General features: G+C 44.2%; 18 protein-coding genes and 1 other RNA gene. 5 read left to right on the top strand and 14 right to left on the bottom strand.

All coding sequences use genetic code 11. The features are described from left to right. Window positions 1-299 precede the first annotated feature (299 nt). On the bottom strand, window positions 300-1,919 hold the full coding sequence (locus OQJ86_RS00300) for an NAD(P)/FAD-dependent oxidoreductase (RefSeq protein ID WP_038866640.1): 1,620 nt from the start codon (window positions 1,917-1,919) through the stop codon (window positions 300-302). Between the two features lie 232 nt (window positions 1,920-2,151). Here OQJ86_RS00300 and fdxA point away from each other — a divergent pair, with 232 nt between their 5' ends. Beyond that, window positions 2,152-2,475, top strand: a complete 324-nt coding sequence (gene fdxA, locus OQJ86_RS00295; protein WP_005431654.1) for a ferredoxin FdxA — start codon at window positions 2,152-2,154, stop codon at window positions 2,473-2,475. A gap of 90 nt (window positions 2,476-2,565) precedes the next feature. Here fdxA and OQJ86_RS00290 read toward each other — a convergent pair whose 3' ends face one another. The 10 genes from OQJ86_RS00290 to OQJ86_RS00245 all read right to left on the bottom strand — a co-directional run bounded on the left by OQJ86_RS00290 (window position 2,566) and on the right by OQJ86_RS00245 (window position 16,702). Further along, a complete protein-coding gene (locus OQJ86_RS00290; protein WP_265984980.1) occupies window positions 2,566-3,300 on the bottom strand; it encodes an RNA methyltransferase in 735 nt (244 codons plus the stop codon). A 183-nt stretch (window positions 3,301-3,483) separates the two neighbouring features. After that, window positions 3,484-6,237 carry a cation-translocating P-type ATPase gene (locus OQJ86_RS00285; protein WP_265984978.1) on the bottom strand — a complete coding sequence of 918 codons (2,754 nt, stop codon included), beginning with the start codon at window positions 6,235-6,237 and terminating at the stop codon, window positions 3,484-3,486. A gap of 907 nt (window positions 6,238-7,144) precedes the next feature. Further along, window positions 7,145-7,972, bottom strand: a complete 828-nt coding sequence (locus OQJ86_RS00280) for a formylglycine-generating enzyme family protein (RefSeq protein ID WP_265984976.1) — start codon at window positions 7,970-7,972, stop codon at window positions 7,145-7,147. Window positions 7,973-8,157: 185 nt separating this feature from the next. After that, a complete protein-coding gene (locus OQJ86_RS00275) occupies window positions 8,158-8,778 on the bottom strand; it encodes an imm11 family protein (RefSeq protein WP_228174916.1) in 621 nt (206 codons plus the stop codon). Next, window positions 8,775-9,518: an AHH domain-containing protein gene (locus OQJ86_RS00270; RefSeq protein WP_265984973.1), complete on the bottom strand. Its 744-nt coding sequence runs from the start codon at window positions 9,516-9,518 to the stop codon at window positions 8,775-8,777. The genes OQJ86_RS00275 and OQJ86_RS00270 overlap by 4 nt, the downstream gene beginning before the upstream one ends. A gap of 12 nt (window positions 9,519-9,530) precedes the next feature. Continuing rightward, window positions 9,531-12,353 carry a DUF4150 domain-containing protein gene (locus OQJ86_RS00265; RefSeq protein WP_265984971.1) on the bottom strand — a complete coding sequence of 941 codons (2,823 nt, stop codon included), beginning with the start codon at window positions 12,351-12,353 and terminating at the stop codon, window positions 9,531-9,533. Window positions 12,354-12,380: 27 nt separating this feature from the next. After that, complete coding sequence (locus tag OQJ86_RS00260) at window positions 12,381-12,845, bottom strand: hypothetical protein (protein WP_045463626.1); 465 nt, start codon at window positions 12,843-12,845, stop codon at window positions 12,381-12,383. A gap of 704 nt (window positions 12,846-13,549) precedes the next feature. After that, window positions 13,550-13,646, bottom strand: an RNA gene (gene ffs / locus OQJ86_RS00255) — signal recognition particle sRNA small type. 136 nt (window positions 13,647-13,782) lie between these two features. Further along, on the bottom strand, window positions 13,783-15,786 hold the full coding sequence (locus OQJ86_RS00250) for a GGDEF domain-containing protein (protein WP_265984969.1): 2,004 nt from the start codon (window positions 15,784-15,786) through the stop codon (window positions 13,783-13,785). Between the two features lie 172 nt (window positions 15,787-15,958). Continuing rightward, window positions 15,959-16,702 (bottom strand): hypothetical protein, encoded by a 744-nt coding sequence (locus OQJ86_RS00245; RefSeq protein WP_039978198.1) that lies wholly within the window; start codon window positions 16,700-16,702, stop codon window positions 15,959-15,961. A gap of 272 nt (window positions 16,703-16,974) precedes the next feature. Between OQJ86_RS00245 and OQJ86_RS00240 the strand changes: the two genes are divergently transcribed. After that, window positions 16,975-17,277, top strand: coding sequence for a DNA base-flipping protein (locus OQJ86_RS00240; RefSeq protein ID WP_265984967.1), 303 nt, complete (start codon window positions 16,975-16,977; stop codon window positions 17,275-17,277). A gap of 38 nt (window positions 17,278-17,315) precedes the next feature. Here OQJ86_RS00240 and OQJ86_RS00235 read toward each other — a convergent pair whose 3' ends face one another. Then, window positions 17,316-17,750: a YbaY family lipoprotein gene (locus OQJ86_RS00235; protein WP_038875861.1), complete on the bottom strand. Its 435-nt coding sequence runs from the start codon at window positions 17,748-17,750 to the stop codon at window positions 17,316-17,318. A 167-nt stretch (window positions 17,751-17,917) separates the two neighbouring features. Here OQJ86_RS00235 and tesB point away from each other — a divergent pair, with 167 nt between their 5' ends. After that, a complete protein-coding gene (gene tesB / locus OQJ86_RS00230) occupies window positions 17,918-18,778 on the top strand; it encodes an acyl-CoA thioesterase II (RefSeq protein ID WP_039978202.1) in 861 nt (286 codons plus the stop codon). A gap of 73 nt (window positions 18,779-18,851) precedes the next feature. Here tesB and OQJ86_RS00225 read toward each other — a convergent pair whose 3' ends face one another. Further along, window positions 18,852-19,319, bottom strand: coding sequence for an Lrp/AsnC family transcriptional regulator (locus OQJ86_RS00225; protein WP_039978205.1), 468 nt, complete (start codon window positions 19,317-19,319; stop codon window positions 18,852-18,854). Between the two features lie 145 nt (window positions 19,320-19,464). Here OQJ86_RS00225 and OQJ86_RS00220 point away from each other — a divergent pair, with 145 nt between their 5' ends. Beyond that, window positions 19,465-20,559 carry a PLP-dependent cysteine synthase family protein gene (locus tag OQJ86_RS00220; protein ID WP_038866618.1) on the top strand — a complete coding sequence of 365 codons (1,095 nt, stop codon included), beginning with the start codon at window positions 19,465-19,467 and terminating at the stop codon, window positions 20,557-20,559. A gap of 71 nt (window positions 20,560-20,630) precedes the next feature. Here OQJ86_RS00220 and OQJ86_RS00215 read toward each other — a convergent pair whose 3' ends face one another. Continuing rightward, entirely contained in the window at window positions 20,631-20,948 is a 318-nt protein-coding gene (locus OQJ86_RS00215; RefSeq protein WP_005431642.1) for a DUF1244 domain-containing protein, read from the bottom strand. Between the two features lie 202 nt (window positions 20,949-21,150). On the opposite strand from OQJ86_RS00215, the gene OQJ86_RS00210 reads away from it, so the two are divergent. Then, window positions 21,151-21,726: a porin family protein gene (locus tag OQJ86_RS00210; RefSeq protein ID WP_038866614.1), complete on the top strand. Its 576-nt coding sequence runs from the start codon at window positions 21,151-21,153 to the stop codon at window positions 21,724-21,726. The last annotated feature ends 63 nt before the right edge of the window (window positions 21,727-21,789 follow it).

The raw sequence follows: 21,789 nt of genomic DNA, 5'->3' as shown, positions 1-21,789 counted from the left end.
TCGTCTAATTTCTTGATTTTACTAAATGGAAAATGGCAATTTTATTTATAGGCGTTGTCTATTAATCACAGTCACAATAGATTCATAAGATAGAGCAATGAAAGATCAGTTGCATATTTATGTTGTACTCCACCCGCACGGAAAGATCTGACAGAATGCGATGAAATAAGGAACAAACTGAAAACAAACAGGCTTAAACTCGGAAAAGAAAAAGGGGTTAGGTTAATTAGCTATGCATCACGCACAAAAAAGCCAGCCTCAAATTGGGCTGGCTTTCGACAAACTATTATCTGCTGAAATTATGCATTTTGCATTGTTTCAACGATATCACGAGCAACCGCTTCGGCGACTTTAATTCCATCAATACCCGCAGAAAGAATACCACCCGCGTAACCTGCACCTTCGCCCGCTGGGAAGAAACCTTTCAGATTAATACTTTGGAAGTCTTTACCACGCTTGATGCAAACTGGAGAAGACGTACGCGTCTCAACACCAGTCAGTAGACCGTCTTCAGAAGCAAAGCCTTTGATCTTACGATCGAATGCTGGAATCGCTTCACGAATCGCTTCGATTGCAAACGGTGGAAGCGCCTTAGAAAGATCAGTCAGTTTGATGCCAGGTGTAAACGATGGTTCAACATCACCCAACGCACTTGGATCGCGACCTTTCAGGAAGTCACCAATTTTCTGTGCTGGTGCGTCGTAGTTCTCACCGCCGAGTGTGTAAGCGCCCGATTCTAGTTCACGTTGGAAACGGATACCCGCCAGAGGATCACCCGGGTAGTCAACTTCTGGAGAGATGCCCACTACGATTGCGCTGTTCGCGTTACGCTCTGCACGTGAATATTGGCTCATACCGTTTGTTACTACACGACCTTCTTCAGAAGTTGCAGCAACAACAGTACCGCCAGGACACATACAAAAGCTATAAACCGTACGACCATTCTTACAATGGTGAACCAGTTTGTAGTCCGCTGCACCAAGAATTGGGTGACCTGCACTTGGACCAAAACGAGCTTCGTCGATCATCGCTTGTTTATGTTCAATACGGAAACCAACAGAGAATGGCTTCGCTTCCATGTAAACGCCACGGTCATGCAGCATTTCGAAAGTATCACGAGCACTGTGACCAACTGCCAGAACAACGTGACGAGATTTGATCTCTTCACCGTTTGATAGCGTTACGCCTGTGATTTGACCATCTTCCATATGCACATCATCAACACGAGTGCTGAAGCGGATCTCACCACCTAGTTCGATGATTTTCGCGCGCATCTTCTCGATCATAGTTACCAGTTTAAAGGTACCGATGTGCGGCTTACTTACGTATAGAATTTCTTCTGGTGCGCCAGCTGCAACAAACTCAGTGATCACTTTACGACCGTAGAAATTTGGATCTTTCACTTGGCTGTAAAGCTTACCATCAGAGAAAGTACCCGCGCCGCCCTCACCAAACTGCACGTTTGATTCCGGGTTTAGTGTGCGCTTACGCCAAAAGCCGAACGTGTCTTTAGTACGCTCACGTACTTCTTTACCACGCTCAACGATGATTGGGTTAAAGCCCATTTGAGCCAAAACCAAGCCCGCAAACAGACCACAAGGACCAAAACCGATCACCACTGGGCGCTCTGTTAGGTTCTCTGGTGCTTTCGCAACAAACTTGTATTCCATATCTGGTGTTTGGCGAACGTGCGGATCTTTTTCGAATTTCGCTAGCAACGCTTCTTCATCACCTTCAACGATGATGTCTAGCGTGTAGATAAGATGAATATTGGTTTTCTTACGAGCATCGTAGCCGCGTCTAAAGACATTAAAAGAGATAACTTTCTCAGCAGCAATGCCAAGCTTTTTAGTAATCGCGTCCAATAGCGCGCCTTCCTCATGATCAAGAGGAAGTTTAATTTCATTAATACGAATCATGTGATGTCTCGTTATGGTAGGTGTCTTAGCCAGAACTGCTATTTTCTCCTCGTTAATATCAAGGGTGAAAAAGCAGTCAGCTCACAATGGCGCGCATTTTACGAGAAATTGATTTGTCTGTCATACTAAATCCAAGTTGCGCGGCGGAATTAACGTAGCGAATGTTGAATTTTGCCTTGGGATGAGTATTATCCCCATTCTTCAATTTTGACTAACTTAAGAGCTGATTATCATGGCGTTTGTCGTAACCGATAACTGTATCCAATGTAAATACACTGACTGTGTCGCGGTATGCCCTGCTGATGCCTTCCACGAAGGCCCAAACTTTATGGTAATCAACCCGATTGAGTGCATCGACTGTGGCTTGTGCGTGGACGAATGTGCCGCAGCCGCTATCTTCCAAGAAGACGAGCTGCCAGAAGATCAAGTGATCTACAAGGAGCTCAACGCAGAACTTGCAGAAATCTGGCCGGTACAAACTGAAGTCAAGCCAGCAATGGATGAAGCGGAAAAGTGGAACGGCGTGCCAAACAAATTGGACATGCTAGAAAAATAAGCGCATTAAAACGAAAAAAGCGTAATGAACCTCAACTTGAAAAAGTCTGGCTCGTTACGCTTTTTTTGTATCTATGATTCGCTGCTGCGATTAGCTGTGTTGACGACGCATGTTGTCCAGAATAATACCTGTCGCCATTGCCACGTTTAGCGACTCAGCACCGCCAAACGCTGGAATGGTAATCTTGTCGGTCACAAACTTCGATGCCGCTTCACGCACACCATGAGATTCGCTGCCCATCAACAAAATACCTTCTGCTGAGAATTCCGTCTTGTGCACACTCTCGCCTTCAAGGAAAGCGCCATACACTGGCAAGTTTGCCTCTTCCAAGTAACTTGGTAAATCCACGAGGCTCACTTGAACGCGACCAAAGCTGCCCATGGTTGCACTGATGGTTTTTGGATTGTATGGGTCGGCACAATCTGCGCTCGCGATGATGTGCTTGATACCGTACCAATCCGCCACGCGAATGATCGTACCTAGGTTGCCCGGATCAGAAACGCCATCCAATGCAATCATCAAGCCTTTTGCCTGAGGCACTATTACGTTTGGAATTTCAACCACAGCAATGGCTGCATTGTTGCTCACCAGCGTACTTGCTTTAGTTAGGTCATCTAGTGACGCTTCAATACATTCGAAACTGTTGAGTTCTTGACGATGCTCATCCAGAAACTCAGCCGTCGCAAAAATCTGCTTTACTGTGAGCGAGCTGTTCGCCAATTCCAGTACGTTCTTTTCACCTTGAACCAGAAATAAGCCGTGCGCTTTACGCTGCTTCTTTTGACCTAAAGCACGCAGCAGTTTTAGTTGGTTTTTTGAAATCATGAAAATATCCCAGATGAAAGTTGGTGAAGTACCAGATGAAAACGGGTGGATTATAGAGTAAACCTTCGCACAGCTAAAGAGATGCCTTGCTTGAGAGAAAAGAAAAGCCCGCCAAGCTATCACTCTCGGCGGGCTTTAGGCATCTGTCACTTCCCTATGCTGAAAGAATCGACATCTCCATTCTTAAACGACTTTGGTTTTCGTCATCTCTTTAATGCCAGACAGAATGAACGTCGGCAGCGAGGACACAAGAATCACGCCAAATAGGTGACCAGCACTTAGTGCCTCTGTGTTAAAGATCAACTGACCAACACCGGTGTAAATCACGCCAAGGGACAGCGTTGCCGATAATGCTACTGCGCCCAAGAGGTATTTGTTGGTGAACGGGTTCTTGCGGTATAGCGAACTAAAACTGCGCGAATCGAACAAGTGCCATAGCTGAGCAAAAATCAGCATTGCGAACGCCATCGTTTGTGCATACTGCGCGCTTTGACCACTGCTCAGTGCCCAGTTGAACGCCAAGTAACTCATACCGCCCAATACCAAACCGCGTGTCACAATACGTGTACCCAGATGATCGCTGAAGAAACTTTCGTTACGCTTGCGCGGCTTACGCTCCATCAAATCTTTCTCTTCAGGTTCTACACCCAGTGCCAGCGCAGGCAGACCGTCAGAGACTAAGTTAATCCATAGAATCATTAGCGGCGTAAGTGGCAGAATCGCTTCTGGTCCCATCATCAAGAAGGCGAAAAAGATAACCGATACTTCGCCCACGTTCGCCGTCAATGCTTGGCGAATAAACTTACGCAAGTTATCGAAGATCTGACGACCTTGGCGCACCGCTTTCACGATCGTGCTGAAATTGTCATCCAGTAGAATCAAATCGCCCGAGTCTTTGGCTACCGATGTACCGGTGATACCCATTGCAACACCGATGTCCGCACGACGAAGAGCTGGCGCGTCGTTCACGCCGTCACCTGTCATCGCTGCCACTTCATTGTTGTGTTGCTGAGCCTGAACAATGCGCAGCTTGTGTTCTGGTGTTACACGAGCAAAGACGGCAACTTCCGGACATATTTTACGTAGTGCCTCATCATCCATCTCATCCAGTTGTGCGCCCGTAATGACCAAGTCTTTTTCACTGCGGATAATGCCGATTTCACGTGCAATTGCCGCTGCAGTAAGTGCGTGGTCACCAGTGATCATCACCGTGCGAACGCCTGCGTTGTAACAGCTCTCTACTGCGTCGCGAACTTCTGGACGTGGAGGGTCCATGATTCCGTACAAACCAAGTACGGTCACATCTTTCTCTAGCTCAGCAGGATCACGCTTGAGATCATCTTCAGTCAGCTCTTTATAACCTACTGCCAAAGTGCGAAGCGCTTGCTCTGCAAAGTCCTGAATTGCCGCTTCGTAGTTCGCAATCACCTCTTCTGCTGGGCTTGCCGCTAACGCAAGGCTACCTGTCGACATGGTTGGAGCTGTTGGTAGCTCACCACCATCAACCATAAAACCAGAGGCATTGCGTAACACCACATCTGGCGCACCTTTAATCGCCAAGAAGTGCTTACCATCAGGTCCTTTGACAATCACTGACGCCATCTTACGAGCAGAATCAAACGGGAACTTCTCAACGATAGAGTAACCGCCTGTCGATAGCATGTCTGATTGCTCCAGACCCGCTTTTGCCGCTGCAACAATCAATGCGCCTTCGGTTGGGTTACCACGCACAGACGAGTTATCACCATTTTTGATGTACTCCGCATCATTACACAGGGTCGCAACCACTAAGCCTTTCATCATCTCTGGGCTTTGCTTTGCATCAACCGTGTGGCCTAGAGGTTTGAATTCACCTTCAGGGCTAAAGCCTTTGCCTGACACTTCCCAGTAACGACCACTTGCATCGTACGCTTTCATTACCTGCATTTGGTTCTGCGTCAGCGTACCCGTTTTATCTGAACAGATAACCGTGGTGGAACCCAGCGTCTCAATCGCAGAAAGCTGTTTCGCCAATGCGTTGTTCTTCACCATGCGCGTTGAGCCCATCGTCAACACAATTGAGATAACTGTTGGCAGACCTTCTGGAATCGCTGCTACCGATAGAGAAATACCCGTGTTCAAGATCTCCTGCCAAGGCATTCCGTGGTAAAGGCCAATACCACAAACCACCGCCACCACACCCAAAGCCGCAACCATCAAGGTTTTCGCGATGGTATCCATACGCTCTTGCATTGGCGTTTTGGTTTCTTCGGTGTTTGCCATCATGTCCGCGATGTGACCAACTTCTGTCTTCATGCCGGTGCTGACAACCACACCCAAGCCTGTACCAGTGGTCACAATCGTGGTCATAAAGCCCATATTACGCTGATCACCAAGGCCGACGCTTTCGTCTTCAATCACCTTAACGATTTTATCAACCGGCTCAGATTCACCAGTAAGCGCGGCTTCATCTACTGCAAGACGGTTCGCTTCAATGATACGCACGTCTGCAGCAAGGATATCGCCCGTATTAATCTTTAGAATGTCACCCGGCACAATGTCTCGTGCCAACACATCAACCCATTCGCCATTACGACGAACTTGTGCGGTTGGCGCTGCCATTTCGCGCAGCGCTTCCATGCCCTTCTGAGCTTTAAACTCTTGCCAAAATGCGATGATGGCATTGATGAAGATGATCACCGTGATGGCAATCGCATCCACAAGATGACCAGTAAAGAAGGAAACAATCGCACCAATACCCAGAATGAAGATCAATGGGTTCTTAAATTGGTGTAGGAATAGCTCAAGGGCAGATTTGCCTTCTTGCTCTTGTAGCTCGTTTTTGCCGTGTTCAGCCTGACGCTGCTCTACTTCTTCCGAAGTCAAACCTTGCTCAGTTGATACGTTAAATTGAGTCAGTGTTTCTTCAACCGACTCAGTAAACCACTTTTTAGTCATGGGGGTCTCCAAAAAGCATTCAAGCGACATCAGTACAATTTCAAACTGATAAAAAGCATTCGCTGAATAGAATTGAGTTAAATCACCTCGCTAGTCACCGTCGCACCGTTTATTTTCATTTTGAATATTTATCAAGAATCTATTCAGTGTTTTGCCAGCGAGTAAAAATAACCTACCCGAACCGATGAATACTTGTAATTAACTTTCAGATAGGCAGATAGCGAATGCGGACGAATCTTTGACCCCAATCAATCTCGATTTTATTTTGTCATACAAAAGATCAATTAAGTGTAAATGAACATGAATAAGACCCCGATTAGACTGAAAAAACACTTCATTTTTCCCGAAAAGTGTAATTTTTCTACACGATGGTTTTATTAAGAGTGACTAACAAGCGTAACAAAAAGGCAAACTATCCGAAAAGATTTGCAAGGGAGGGTAGAAAAATCGCTAATAAAGCATGACCAAATTTAGCTAGCCAAAATGCATCACGTTCGAGTTATACAATCAGCATATTTATTCACTCTAAAACAAAGGAGAAATCACAAGAGACACGGCTGAATACTGCATACAAATTTGGTTGTGAGTCACGAAAAGCCACCAGCCAGACTAATAGCCAGTTTAGAGAATGGGAGAAGATCTAAGAGAGTGTTTTACAGCGCAGAAACGAAAAAGCCTCGCTGTATAAGCGAGGCTTTTTGTCGCTAAAACCATAATGCGTCCAACCACATAGTTTAAACTCAACAAGTTACATATCGATTGAAACCATAATTTGTCAAGATTTAAAACCATAACATGTCCTTTTGGTCAGCTTCAACAAAAACACAAAGGTTAGGTGTAAGAAAGTTACACAATACTAGAAGCAGTCAAAATGTGGTTTCTAAAACAGTGGCAGTAAGTGTTCATATTATATATCTTCAACAAGTCGAAAACCTACATATGGCTCTCGAATGTCTATATGTCGTGACCAATAGGAATTAGGGACTAAGTCCTGCCCCGGTAAAAACCAACCTCCGCCGACGAACAAGTAAACTGCACATTCTTGGCTTCCTTTTACTCGTTGAGGTAAACATTGGTCTACCCATTCACCTACATTTCCTAGCATATCAAAAGCACCAAACCGGTTCGGAGGAAAAGAGCCTACTCTTGCCGTTTGTTTATTACTCCAAGCAGTGCCGCAGTTACTACAGTTAACGTTGCTGGCCTTAGGTTGTTTTCCCCAATCATAACTCTCCGACATACCTGCTCTCGCGACATACTCCCATTCAGCACGCGTAGGTAAGCGGTACTTTTTGCCAAACTTGGAGTTAGCCCAATCTATATAACCCTGCACATCAGAATAACTTACATTGATAACGGGACGGGTGCCACGCCCCCATCCCATATCATCAGGGTATTGGCAGACTTCTCCCTCTACACACGGCTCTTTTATAGGACGATTTTTATATGCCCAGCTAGACTTAGGCTTTTGACAGCCTCCATCAGAAACACAGGCGTCCCATTGTTCCATCGTGACTTCAAATTTACCGATACGAAAAGGAGGTACTGCAATGGTGCGCATTATAAACTCTGGTTCACTGCAAATTTTAGTGTCATCAGGACATGTATACAGATCAACGTTACCTTTTGGAATGTCTATCATTTCTAAAATGGAATATTGACTCTCTGCATGCACCTTTAAAGAAATACAAGTGATACTTACAAACCAACAAAACACACCAAAAATTCTTACCACATTACCCCCTCAAAAATAACTTCAAATTGCAAGATTACGCTCAACCTTGGCAGCTCTTCATTTCGAATCAATCTTGAACAGTTTGTATGGGAAAAGCCCATGAACGAGTTTTTCACTAAGTAGAAAAGGGGCATAAATGTTTTAGCTCATCTGCCCCATTTCCAATGACTTTCACATAAGTTCAATTAAGAAGCGACAAACTGCTTCCCCATTACCCAATCCGATACTTTTACAAAGTTAAGTGTATCAACGTTGTGTTTTTTGAACGCTTTAACCACTTTCTCATGAACAATAATATGAGGGGTACTGCTGAATTTAGGCATAAAAACCAGGCGCTCTTCTTCTGGTATCGCTTCTAACTTTTCATCACTCAAACAGTATTGCTGAATTTTTTGTCCCTCTCTATTAGGGTTTCTTTTTCTTATGGCACATCTATCCATGTCCAGAACATCCATTTTTTCAAAGACGTTAAACACCCAATAGTCTTCATGGAAATCGCCGTTGTCATCCACTATTACCGCTGGGTAGCATTGACAAAAGTTATTATCAACACTGCCAAGTGACTGCTTGATAGCGGTAGTGAAAACTGGGTAGGTTGAATCTAAATGTGCTTGTTTAATAGGTCTTGATACACTTCGAGAAATATCTTCATCACGATAACAATTTTCAAAAAACATCGGCTCGCCACCAGTAAGTTTAGTGTATTCGTAATCTCGCATAGCTGAATGTTTTTGTGGCTTGAGATACAGTGTGTTGTCATCATAAATTTCGAAAACAATATAGTATTGATCGTTGAATCGACTCATTTTCCTACCTCTGGTGTCCATCTTGTACTTCTAAAAGTGATCGTCTTAGTATTCCACGGCACGCGACTAGGTTGGTATCGCTTGTCTTTGCCATCGCGGTCATTGTTTTTATAGTGGAGCCTAGCATTGCTACAAAAAGTGCCATGATGCTTTTCCGCATCATTAACCTCGAATTGACAGGCGCATCCTGGCCCACCAGGGATAAAATAGTGGGAAATTTTGGTTAACGGTAATGAATAGTACTCACCATCAACAACAAAATTTATTTCATCAAGAATGTCCTCACTAATCGGATCGAGTATTTTGTGTATTTCTGACTCGTCTTCCGTTTTCTTAGTTTTTCCGTAACAGTTGTTTATCTTTTTTCTTATTTCAGGATCTCTCAACTCTGCTGAAACATAGCGATGATAGGGTTTTTCTTCGGGTCTCATATACGTATGATCGCCTCGGTGTAGTTGACAATGGAGTTGACATGCCCCGGGCAGGGTAGCAGGAAAGCCAACCAAATTCGATAACTGGTTGATGTCGTAGCCTTTCTTGACTAAGATCTCACCCAATTCACTGTGCTTTACTGCTTCTGCTGAAATCAAGTGATGGGTATCCATATGGATACCATTATTAAAAGGATGATCAGGCAATTTCTTTACGTTTTTCACCCAACGCTTACGATACTTTTTTTTCTTTATCATCCCAACGAGAAAATCTGACTCGGATGCTTCTTGGTTTATAAGTTTGGTCATCAATATCCCACCCTAAACGTAATTGATTTCACCACGGTATACCCGAGGTGTTTTATGCTTTTCACTCTTACAAAGTCGACACTGACCATTTCTAGGATGGTGTTTCTCTTCTAATTGAGCAGTATCGTTCACCCTTTTATTTGGAATAGTCGACTTACGACGCAACGCTAGATGGCCAGCCAAGGTGTCGTAGTCTGGAAGAATATCTGTTAAACCGTCCAGAGTATTGGTAAAGCCTTTTAACGCTTGCGCTGCATGAGAGACTGTTCCGGCCTTTTTTACGCCCATGCCAAATTTGGCGGTAACGGCGGCGATCCTTGCTGCTGCACCTGCCGGTCCAGTCAAAAGACCAATAACGATAGTCAACACTATTTCAATGGCGATATAGGCCGCCGCTTTACCCACGTAATAAAAATAAAAGTTAGGAGGGATGGCTTCAATAATCAGGTTTAAGTAAGTGAAAAAAGGCAGAATACTGTTGTTATCATTAATTAGCGCCAAGGCTTTAGGGAAAAAATCACTTTTCTTTACCTCCATAGCCCATTCAGGGTCAAACTCCATCAACACGGTATCGACAAACTTTTCCAAGTCTTTTACATTGTTACTGGTGAATAGTGTTGGTAAGTTCCAGATCGCCTCTCTGTGCTTTGCGATACATTTGATTTTTCGTGCGATATCGTCGGAGCCTTCACTCCACCAAAGCTGCACTTCATCGATGGCATCATCAATACTTTCGTATGCATCAACGCTGGCAGCGATAAGTAAGTTGGGTGCGATACTACTGATATAAGCGGCTTGCTTTACCCAGCTTGGTAGATTGCTCTGGGCTAACTGAGCCTCCGTTCCTTTCATTGCATCTTCGGTATATTGCTCTAGCGCGTTATATTTTTGGTTGGCATAAATATAAAGTTTATCAAAGCTATCAGTAGTGGCATCAGCTAATGTATGACCCATTTCGCCCCATACTTCGGGAGAAAATAGTTCAACCACATCTGCTCCCCAAGCTTTAGCTCCGGCAAGTACGCCATCTCCCAAACACAATATACCTTCTTCATCCCATTGCTTTTGGAAGCCTGACATATCTTGAACGACCGTGTTTAACAAGCCATCTAAGTACGTCTCTATCGACTCTTGTTGTTTTCTTATTTTGGCTTCAATACCAGGCTCACCTTCATACTCGATCGTTACAGAAGCCGTATTTGGTTTGAGATCATCGATGACGACCACACCCCCTTCTGTTTTCTGAGTTTCCAACGCCAGTTCCATTGTTGCTGATGTAGTACTGCGCTGCGGTGATAGGTTGAGTTCTAGTTTATCCTTATGAGGAGTGGAACCATTGGTCATCACTTTCAGGTTTTTTGCATAAACAGGGGTTCCCCATAGGTCATCATGAATTGCTCGAATTTTTATCCATTTCTGCTCTTCTAAGTCGATTTTTAAAATCGCATTTATGACAACTTCAATATTCCCTGCCTCTGCTGAATACACGTTGTCCGGTGCCTGAATGACTGAAACTTCAGAGGTATCATTCATCAAGCTTTCCGCTTTGGTTTGAAGACGCTCAAACGCGCTTGACAGGTTATCGGACAGTTTTTTCGAGTAGGTATTTATCGTACTTACGTGCGCGTCATAGATATCTGACGAGAGATACAGGTAGTTTAATCGGTTAGCCTCAGAGCTAAGTGATTCGAGACGCCCTTTTACTTTTGAAAGCACCGCTTCAAGCTGACTACTAAGCGCTTGCTTTGCACTTTGCCAATCGTATTCTTGTAAGAACGTTTGTGGGTTCCCTTTCCCTCTTGCTCGCATGTATGCCAGCATTCGATCTGCTGTTTCATGTTTTGGTAAACGGAACAGAACCGAAAGTAATTCACCTTCCTCTAGAACCAAGGGTAAACCAAGAGAAAGAACACGATCCATACTCTCTTCAGACATGCTTTCAATCCCTGCCACTAAGGCTTCAGCAAGAATGCTGAATGAAAAGTCTGGATGACGCTGGAGAAAATGTGTTTTGACCTCTAAATCGACAATGTCTAAAAAATAACGATCGGCAGTTAGACTTGTCCCCATTGCTCCCCATCCTTCAGAGGGAGGAGCTATACGGTAGGGGTGCCAAAATGTTTGCTGACCTTGAGATGCTCTATCGAAAAAATCTTCGTCAGTTTGCGTCATCAAATAATGTGGGTTATCAATTCGCACAACTTTAGGAACGAACGCATTCGTACTTTCTTTAGCCAGAATCTTAATTTGTCCCGGTTTTAAACCAGAGACAGTGCTTTTTCCAGAGTCATCAAAGTGCCCGCTCGTTAACACGCTTCCTGATGGGTCGGTAATATCAAAGTCAGCATCTTTGAGCAGAATGCCGTCAGGATAGCGAGCTTTCACGTAAACCGTGTATGTCCCTTCTTCATCTTCTGTCACGCTGACAGCAGGGTTTTGAACGCCACCCAAACACATTGTGTTAGCTTTGTTCATTGTCATCTGATCAGAGAGGCGAGCGACGCCTTTTCCTTCAATCAGGACATCGGGAGACGCTGAAATGAATTTTGCTTCCGCCTCGATAGTACCCGAGGCGACGCCTTTTTTATCACCTGCTGCATCGCCAGTACTTTTTGCAAATGTGCTGCCTTTTAATGCAATGCTATTCCCACCGTCAGCGGTCACCGTTGTTGAACCGCCAGCTAAATCAGACGATTTAGCATTATTACCGTAAGGGATAGGTACGATGGGCTTCCCCACTTTTGTTAGACAGACATCTGGCAGTGTTGCGTTTGCTTCGCCGCCCGAACCTTTATGGACAACACTGAGTCCATTTGCACTTATTGTTACTGCCATAATATGATCTACTCAGGATTAAGTGGATTAGTTGAGCTTTACTTTAGAGCCCTGAATCTTCTGAATTTTTTCAGCACTACTACTTACATGCTTAGCCGTTGTAGTAATACGCCCATCCGTCCCACTAAATTTAGTTTGTGCCTCGCCGGAACCAATAAGCACTTCTTCCTCTGCATGAAGTGTTATTTTCTTTGCTTTAACAACAAGCTCTTGTTCTTCCAGCAAAGATATGTAGATATCAACTAATGTTGGAATGGTGAGGTCTTCGGATAGAAAAGAGATACGGCAATCGAGTTTATTATCGATGGCCATAAAAATTTCTGACCGAGTAAAAGCACGGCCTAATGATGCCCAAATTGGTTGAGAAAATGGGTTATTCTCAAAATCTACTTTTACTCGATTCTTCTCTGGATGAACTTCCACTATCCAACCAATTCGAGAGCAAGGTTTTGAAGTGATGTTTAGGTTGCCTAGGGGTAGTTCTTGATTCATAGTCGACCTAGTACTTTTTTAGATCTAACTATTTTATCCCTGAGCGGTTTGAATAGGTAATGTGGAAATGAATAGTTACTACGATTGAAGTACGGACTTAAAAGGCATTAAGCCCAGACAATATAACTAAATTAGCCAGTAAATTATTTTAATCGCGTGTGTTTTTCACTTTTCTATAGATTTATCTCGCACTCAAAGTTGTGAATCAAATCACACAAGCGAGATTGCGATTTCATCACTATAACTTGAGCGTAAAGAGTAACTTGTCAACCTTGACGCCTTTCCTCGTTCTCACACTTCAGTCTGTGCTAAAAATAACTCAAAACCCTCACTCATCACTACCTTCCCAACCAATATACCAGAGTAAAAGTGTTGAAAAAGGCTATCAAATAATCCGATTCTCTATCTTTTCACAGCTCTCTAATGAGCCACAAAGTTTGAATGGGTAAGAAGAAGTCAGACTATGAAATTTCGGTTCTGGAAGTGCCTATCGATAAGGTCTTGGAAAGAAATCTACTAGCGTAAATATGCTGAATGAATACAAATGTTGTGTACGTGAGATGACTTCTTGGTTTGGTCAAACATAGTAAAATCACTTTTGTTGTAAACCTACAACAAAAAAATAGACTATGAAGACTTATGGTGCAAATATGAAAAAAGCCTGCAATTTATGCGAACATATATTGCAGGCTTCATAAAGGGTGGGACCCCAGCCACATCCCGGCACACAAGTCACCCGCTGCGGCTGCTTCCTTCCGGACCTGACCGAGTTCACGAGCTATTGTTGCGAGAGGACCAGGGCCCCATAATTCTGTTTTGAGAGCGTGTCTCAAATGATGTGAGGATTATTCAGTATCGCCTCTCAGATTGCAAGGGCTAAAGCGACGAATTTAACCATTTCACTTCTGTTTGCACAAAACTCGGTCAATTCAGCCTATTAGGTCCCCGCCGGACAGGAATTTCCGTCACAACAATCACGCGACGCCTGCTTACTGGAGTACATGTTCTCATCAGCCAAATGCATGGCTTGCTCCAGACTCACGCTACGCTCACGTTTAGCTGAAACCCCGACAGAGATAGTCACTTCACTCAGTCCATTTAAAGCTTCATCTTTGACATCCAACTGACTGAGCTCCTCCATTGCTCTTTGCAATTGAACTTCGGTTGGGTATCCGAGCAAAATAAATTCATCCCCTCCGATTCGGTAGCTCCTACCCGCCCATACTCGATGTACTTTGAGAGACAGCAATTGCAGTACGCGATCACCAGCTCGGTGTCCGTAGGTATCGTTGATTTGCTTAAACTGATTAATGTCCAAATAAAGAATCGCTAAGTCTTTTGGTACACCTTGGCGGTACTTCACATGCAGAGCGCGACGATTTCTCAATCCGGTTAAGTTATCGGTATTAGACTGACGATATAAATACAATGTCACCCCAAGTACAAACACCAACACAAAGATAAACACTGCTTGAGTTTGCGTGGCCAAACGTACTTCGTATTCCAATGCAGTTCGCCAATCAGGCCTTAAATCGTATTGCGCGACAATTTTCTCAAGATCGAGCATAGAAATCGCGCGACTGAAATACGGCGCAAGAATTGCTCCGCGCTCGTTCGCCGCCAGCCCAACCGACAGCTCTGATTGGTAGAATTCACCAATCGCATCATCTTGCTCAATGGGGATAAGTTCGCTCAAGCGTAAGAAGTGGTTGAGCATCGCGGTATCCATTGCGATGTAATCAATCTCTCTTGCTAGCAGTGCTTCGAGCATCGCTTGCTGTGAATCAAAACGATTAAGCTCTTTTAACGGCAGCATTTGCGTCAAAATTTGATCGAAGAAATCGTCTTTCACTACGCCAATACGTTCGGAGATCAACTGAGAGACATGAGAATAAACGTTAGGTTTGTAGCCAAGACGCTTAACCATCACGGACGTCGGAGAGTAATGAGGCTGCGGAAAATAACTGAATGCTCGTCTTTCTCGGCTGATCGTCAATGGAGCAAGCATATCAAACTCACCCCGAATAAATTGATGATACATGGTTTCCCAACTTTCACTTGGCTGACCAACAATCACGCAATTTAGATCCAGAATATCGCAGCTCTTAAGCACAACATCTGCCGTCATACCCTCAACCGAGCCATCCTCGTTATAGACAACGTAGGGGAAAATAGACTCCAGTTTGATCCTAAACGGCTCATTTAAATCGATAGGAAGCTGTTTTAACGACTCTCGTAACGCGGTCTGACGCAATTCAAATTGGTACAGTGCTACTTGCTCTCGTAATAGCTTTTGCACCGATTCGCTATGAATGAAATCAGCAAAGCGATCAAGCTCGTCCAGATGGGAGCCTTTCGCACTTACGATTGATACCGGCTTTATTGATATGTGATCGTTGAGCAATTTGGCATCAAAGCCTTCAAGCAGCATAGGCTTGAGTTGGTTGATGGCATCAACAACGCCATCAACTCGATTTGCTCGTAGCAGCGTCAACGCTTCTTCATACCCTTGATAGGGAACCTGAATGACTTCGGGATAGTTTTGTTTGATCAGGTCTTGATAAATAGTGTCTTGGGGAACACCAACAACAGCGGTGTCTTTTAAACTAGTATCACTCACCCCATAGAGGTAAGTGTATTCAATATTGGTCGGACGCGAATAGCTAAACCGCGCTGCTCTCTCATCGGTGTAGGTAATGTTGGCGGCGAAATCACTTTCACCAGTCGCTACCGAATCAAGAATGGCATCGAAACTGGAGTAGTTTACGTATTGGATCGAGACATCAAAGTTTTCTGCTACTGCATCAAACAGGACTCGAGTAACGACATCATCCGCTTCTGTCGCAACTTTATAATAAGAGGGTGTTACGGGCTCTGCTTTGAGACTCAGGCTCAGTAAAAAGCAAGCAAAAACCAACAGCCTTTGAACAACTTTAACCATGACTAACGTTTCTAAAATGCCTCTATATCCATAGAGGTTAAGATTGAATTTTTATTTTTAAATACACAATAAATATGAAAGGCCGAACATATAACATCCGGCCTATTATTTCATAATCAGATCAGGAGTCTGCCGCACGGGTCACTATTTAGTCAGCGCGCTTACAACTATTTTATAACTCGGCCTGCTCATCACTACTACGTAAGATGTAGTCTGTCATCCATGCTGTACCAAGTAAGCATATCCAAACCACGAAAACAGGGTTTGGCACTTCAATATTCGGACTGACTACCAAAGCGGCAAAACCTACTGTCGGTAACGTCCAACACAGTAATTTACCCCAGCGTATTGAATTTTTAATCTTAGTCAGCGCTTCCATGGACGCTAAAATACCTGTGATACCTAATGCCAAAAGTACCGCATAAGGTAGGCCAGCTATCCACAATGGCAGCAACAATAACAACGACCACCAGCTGTGTTTTTCGGAAGGTCTCCAACTTCTCGCGGCCCACCACATCACCACAACGGACAGAGTCTGCAAAACAGTAAGCCATGGTGAACCATCTAACTTACCTGCTTGCTGCGTTACCATAATGCCAACTTGAAGTGTCAATACGATCAAACCTGCGGTGAGCAACACGCCCAGTGAGCTGCGTCGAGAAAAAACCACCATGAGCAACGGAAACAGCACTAAGGTACCAATGGATAAAGCGATCGGCTGCATAGACAACGTAACACCATAGACAGTCATCGCGCCCAGTAACACTAGGCCAGCGAAGCCCCCTTGCGGCAAGATCCACAGTGCAGGAATCATCAAAGCAATAACAGGAATGTCACCCTCACTTAAACTAATGGCACGCGCGCACACCACAGCAAGTAGAGTCGTAACAAGAAATTGAAGTGTCGAAAAAATCATAGCGCCTCCTGGCTTCCCCAACCAACTTGGTAATTCAACGGCCAACCTCTTTCGATTATAACGTCATTGAACGGGTCTAGATTCAAGCTAAGCTTGAGCTTATTTTTGCATTGCTAACCTACTCTTTGAGATCAATGTACAGCTCAGAAAAAAGGGAACGTAAACGGTGTTATTTTGTGAGCAGTAAGTGATGTTAAGGAGCAAGAACTGATAGCGAAATACAAGTCTTGTGTATTACCATTCCTTGGTAAACAACAATGGACACTGTCAGTATGGACCAATTTTTAATGCAAATCTTTGCTGTAATTCACCAAATTCCCACAGGGCGAGTGTCGACCTACGGTGAAATTGCCAAAATGGCAGGCTATCCGGGCTATGCAAGGCACGTCGGTAAAGCGCTGGGTAACCTACCAGAAAGCAGCAAATTACCTTGGTTCCGAGTCATTAATAGCCAAGGAAAGATTTCGTTAAAAGGCCGAGATCTTGAACGACAAAAGAGCAAGCTAGAAGCAGAAGGCATCGAAGTGTCTGAAGTCGGAAAAGTATCCCTTATAAAATATAAATGGCAGCCTTAAGCTGCCATTTTTTTATTCGTTTTGTTTGAAGGTAGCGATTAACGCGTACCAACAAGGCGAATGTTCGCTTCGTGCGTTTGTTCTGCATCCGTGATAACTGGAATGCTAGTATCATTAATAAAGCGCAGCTTACCATCAACTTCGATACGAGCACGTAGGCTATAACGATGGTTAGGTTTAATATCGTTGCTGTTGTAGCTCAGTTCAAACGCTAGAGGCACTTGTTTACCTTCTGTTTCGAACGTTTGTTTCGCTAGAACTTTCGCAGGAGCATCCGCTAAAGAAACATCTTCAAGTGCTACCGTTACTACTGCGTGTGGAGGCAGTGCAATACGCTCGCGGTAAGCCACTGTACCTGTAATTGTCTTCATTGACGCCTCAGCCGATTCCATTTCTGTTGTTTGAGAAGTTTGGCAACCCACTAGTGCAGCACCGAATAGTAAAGAAGTAACAAGTAGTAGTGTTTTTTTCATAGTTTCCTCAACGGGTGTATCGATTCGCGCTAAGTATAGAGGGAGAATATTAAACTGTCTGCGTTAAATGGATTCATTTGACAATAGTTTGACTAAGTTAGAAATTACCAAACAGTTGATTTTGTTTCATAATTGAAGCAGTAATAAAAACAAGGTGAGGAGACATCATGAGTAAACCATTAAGAGAATTGCTCAGCCTACTACAACTCGAAAAACTAGAAGAAGGCTTGTTCCGTGGTCAAAGCGAGAACCTAGGTTTACCTCAAGTTTATGGTGGTCAGGTTATTGGACAAGCGTTATCCGCAGCACGTTACACGGTAGAAGACGCACGCACCGTGCATTCATTCCACAGTTACTTCCTATACCCTGGCGATCCTGAAAAGCCGATCATTTACGATGTTGAAAACCTGCGTGATGGCCGCAGCTTCAGTACTCGACGCGTGAAAGCGATTCAGAACGGTCGCCCTATTTTCTACCTTACTGCCTCTTACCATGGGGATACGCCTGGGTTTGACCATCAAAACGCAATGCCCGACATTCCGGGGCCAGAGAACTTTCCATCCGAATCGGAACTCGCAAGTCACATTGCTGAGTTTTTGCCAGAAAGGCTGCGCAAAACATTCTGTGGAGAAAAGTCGATAGAGACTCGCCCAGTGAACATCGTCAATCCTCTCAAGCCTAAAAAGACAGAACCGAAGCAATATCTATGGATTCGTGCCAACGGTGAGATGCCAGACAACCAGCTCATTCATCAATATCTATTGGCTTATGCTTCTGATTGGGGGTTTTTAACCACAGCACTGCACCCGCATGAAGTATCGCTGATGACGCCAAACTTCCAAGTGGCAACCATCGACCACTCTATCTGGTTCCACCGTCCATTTAAGATGGATGAATGGTTGCTGTATGCCATCGAAAGCCCAACAGCAAGCAATACGCGTGGTTTGGTTCGTGGTGAGATCTACAACCAACAAGGCCACCTTGTTGCTACCGCAGTTCAAGAAGGCGTGATGCGTTATACCAAGTAGCTTGTTGTAAATTGCAACGAAAGAAGGAGTGCCGAAGCGCTCCTTCCTAATATTCCGAATTATCTTAAATCACTTAACCGCCGTAAATAGGCAACTCCGTCGTGTACTTTATCGGTTCCATTGCAAAAGTTGATGTCACGTTCGACAAACCTTTTACGCTGTTGACGAGCCGCTTGTAAAACTCGTCAAAACACTTCATGTCTTTAACCAATACTTTCATCATATAGTCGTATTCACCCGCCATACGATAAAACTCCATCACTTCAGGGAAATCACTCACTGTGGTAACAAAATGGTGATACCAATCTTCAGAGTGGTCACTGGTCTTTAATTGGACAAAAGCGATGAATGACAAATCAAGTTTTTCTGCATTCAGCAACGCGACTCGCTTTTCTATGTAACCTTCATCTTCTAGCTTCTTCATCCGCTTCCAACAAGGTGTTGTGGTTAAATTCACCCGTTCAGCTAAGTCGTTCAAAGACAAGGTGCCATCGGTTTGAAGTAAAGAAAGTAACGTCTTGTCGATTTTATCTAAGCTCATTCCTATAAAAACCTTACAAAGTAGAATTTTTTTCTATCATTAGTGAATATCAAAACAATAATAGCAAAGTTTTTCTCTACATTTATAGGTAGATTATTCCCATAGACAAAAACAACTACCCTACAAAATTCCGAGGAGACACGTTATGTGTACTGACCACAACTGGATCAACAACGCAGTGCGTAAGATTGAAGCTGATTTCCAACGCTCAGCAGACACTCATCTTTTCAAACTTGATCTTCCTTCTCTTGAAGGCATCGACATCTACCTAAAAGATGAAAGCACACACCCTACAGGTTCATTAAAGCACCGTTTAGCGCGTTCGCTATTCCTTTATGCAATTTGTAACGGCTGGGTTGGTCCAGAAACCACGGTGATCGAAGCATCATCAGGCAGTACAGCGGTTTCTGAAGCGTACTTCGCGCGTCTACTTGGCTTACCGTTTATCGCAGTAATGCCAAAAACCACAGCACGCAAGAAAATTGAACAAATCGAATTCTACGGCGGTAAAGCGCACCTTGTTGACCGTTCAGACCAAATTTATGACGAGTCTCGTCGCCTAGCGAAAGAGCTAAACGGTCACTACATGGACCAATTTACTTACGCTGAGCGCGCAACCGACTGGCGTGGTAACAACAACATTGCGAACTCTATCTTTAGCCAAATGGAGCTAGAAGATCACCCAATCCCAAGTTGGGTTGTGATGAGCCCAGGTACTGGCGGTACATCTGCAACGATTGGTCGCTTTATCCGTTACCAAAAATACGACACAAAACTGTGTGTTGTTGACCCTGAGAACTCAGTATTCTTTGACTACTTCCAGTCTGGTAATGCCGATATCAAAGGTGAAAACGGTAGCAAAATCGAAGGTATCGGTCGCCCACGTGTTGAGCCGAGCTTCATTGCTGGTGTCGTAGACGAAATGCGTAAAATCCCTGATGCAGCAAGCGTGGCGACAGCACATTGGCTATCAGGTCTGATTGGTCGTAAAGTTGGCGCATCGACAGGTACCAACCTGTACGGCGTGTTACAGCTTGCATGTGAGATGAAAAAGCGTGGTGAGAACGGCTCTATCGTTACTTTGCTTTGTGACTCTGGAGAACGCTACCTAGATACTTACTACAACACTGATTGGGTAAAAGAGAACATCGGTGATATCCAACCGTATCTTGCTCAACTTGAGATTATTCAAGCAGAAGGCTGTGTGGAACCCGCATGTTGCGGCCCAATCACTGAGTGATTTTCGCTGAGAATAAAGCAACAGCCCGCTGAAATGAGCGGGCTGTTTTGTATCTGCTTAAATGGTGTCTATTACTTTTTCTGACGCGCTTCAAATGCCGCCAACTGTTCTGGTGTCGCTTTTGGCTGGTGGTTTTGTTTCCACTCATCGTAAGTCATACCGTAAACGCGCTCACGAGCATCATCGATGTCGATATCCACACCAAGATCTTCCGCTTCTGCCTTGTACCATTTGCTGAAACAGTTACGACAGAAACCAGCAAGGATCATAAGGTCGATGTTTTGCACGTCTTTGTTTGCATCTAAATGTGCAAGAAGACGACGAAATGTTGCCGCGTCCAGCTTGTCTTGTTCTTCTTGAGTTAGATTTTTGTATTTGAATTCAGCCACTTTACTTTCCTTTTATTTATCTCACAGCTCATAGCAGAGAAATGAGCGAGTTTGATCTGCTTAAAACTTGCGCCATCACAACAAATTTTCGCTCAACATCGCATACTCACCCAAAAGACTGATATGATAACTGCCACTTATCTTATTGATTAAATTAATACTAATTCTAAAAACAGTTCTTCACAAAGGTTATCGCCAAGTTATGAAAAACGCCATTCTAATATTATCGGCACTGACCCTGAGTCTGCCAACTTTCGCAGCTCAAGAGCAAACTCACCAATCCTACTTATACCTAGGCACAGGTAATGTTGGTTTTGACACTCCGAATTTTGGTTCTGATCGCGACAGTGGCTGGTCGACACCTCACATTACGGTTGGCTGGGGTTACCATGTAAACCAATACCTCGCATTTGAAGGGGTACTGCGTTATTCACAAAATGAACTTAAGAATGATGCTCTAAAAACTGACTTAGACCTTCACTATTACCAAGCAGGTATGTCTGCTGTTGTAACGAGTGATAACTTAGGCGATACGCCACTGTCACTATTTGGCCGCGTAACCGCGCTTGGCACTCAAGCTGAAATGTATGTTCCAAACGAACAAAAAGTCACAGACGATTCTGGTGCACTATTCAACATTGGTGCAGGTGTCCATTGGGATATGAGTAAAGATATTTGGCTACGTGCAGAATACATCTACAACGTTGCAGACATGGGCTTTGATGACTTCTACGACAGCTATGAAGGCGTGCAAGTGAGCTTGGGTAAACGCTTCTAATCGAACGCTCCAAGCTGGTTTTAAAACCCAAAATTGGAGACAAAGAAAAGCCGAGGTCATTGC

It is taken from the genome of Vibrio sp. Sgm 5, from assembly GCF_026241575.1.
Taxonomy (GTDB): Bacteria; Pseudomonadota; Gammaproteobacteria; order Enterobacterales; family Vibrionaceae; genus Vibrio; species Vibrio jasicida.
The sequence above is the reverse complement of the archived record's forward strand: the minus strand, read 5'-3'. Positions and strand labels throughout refer to the sequence as shown.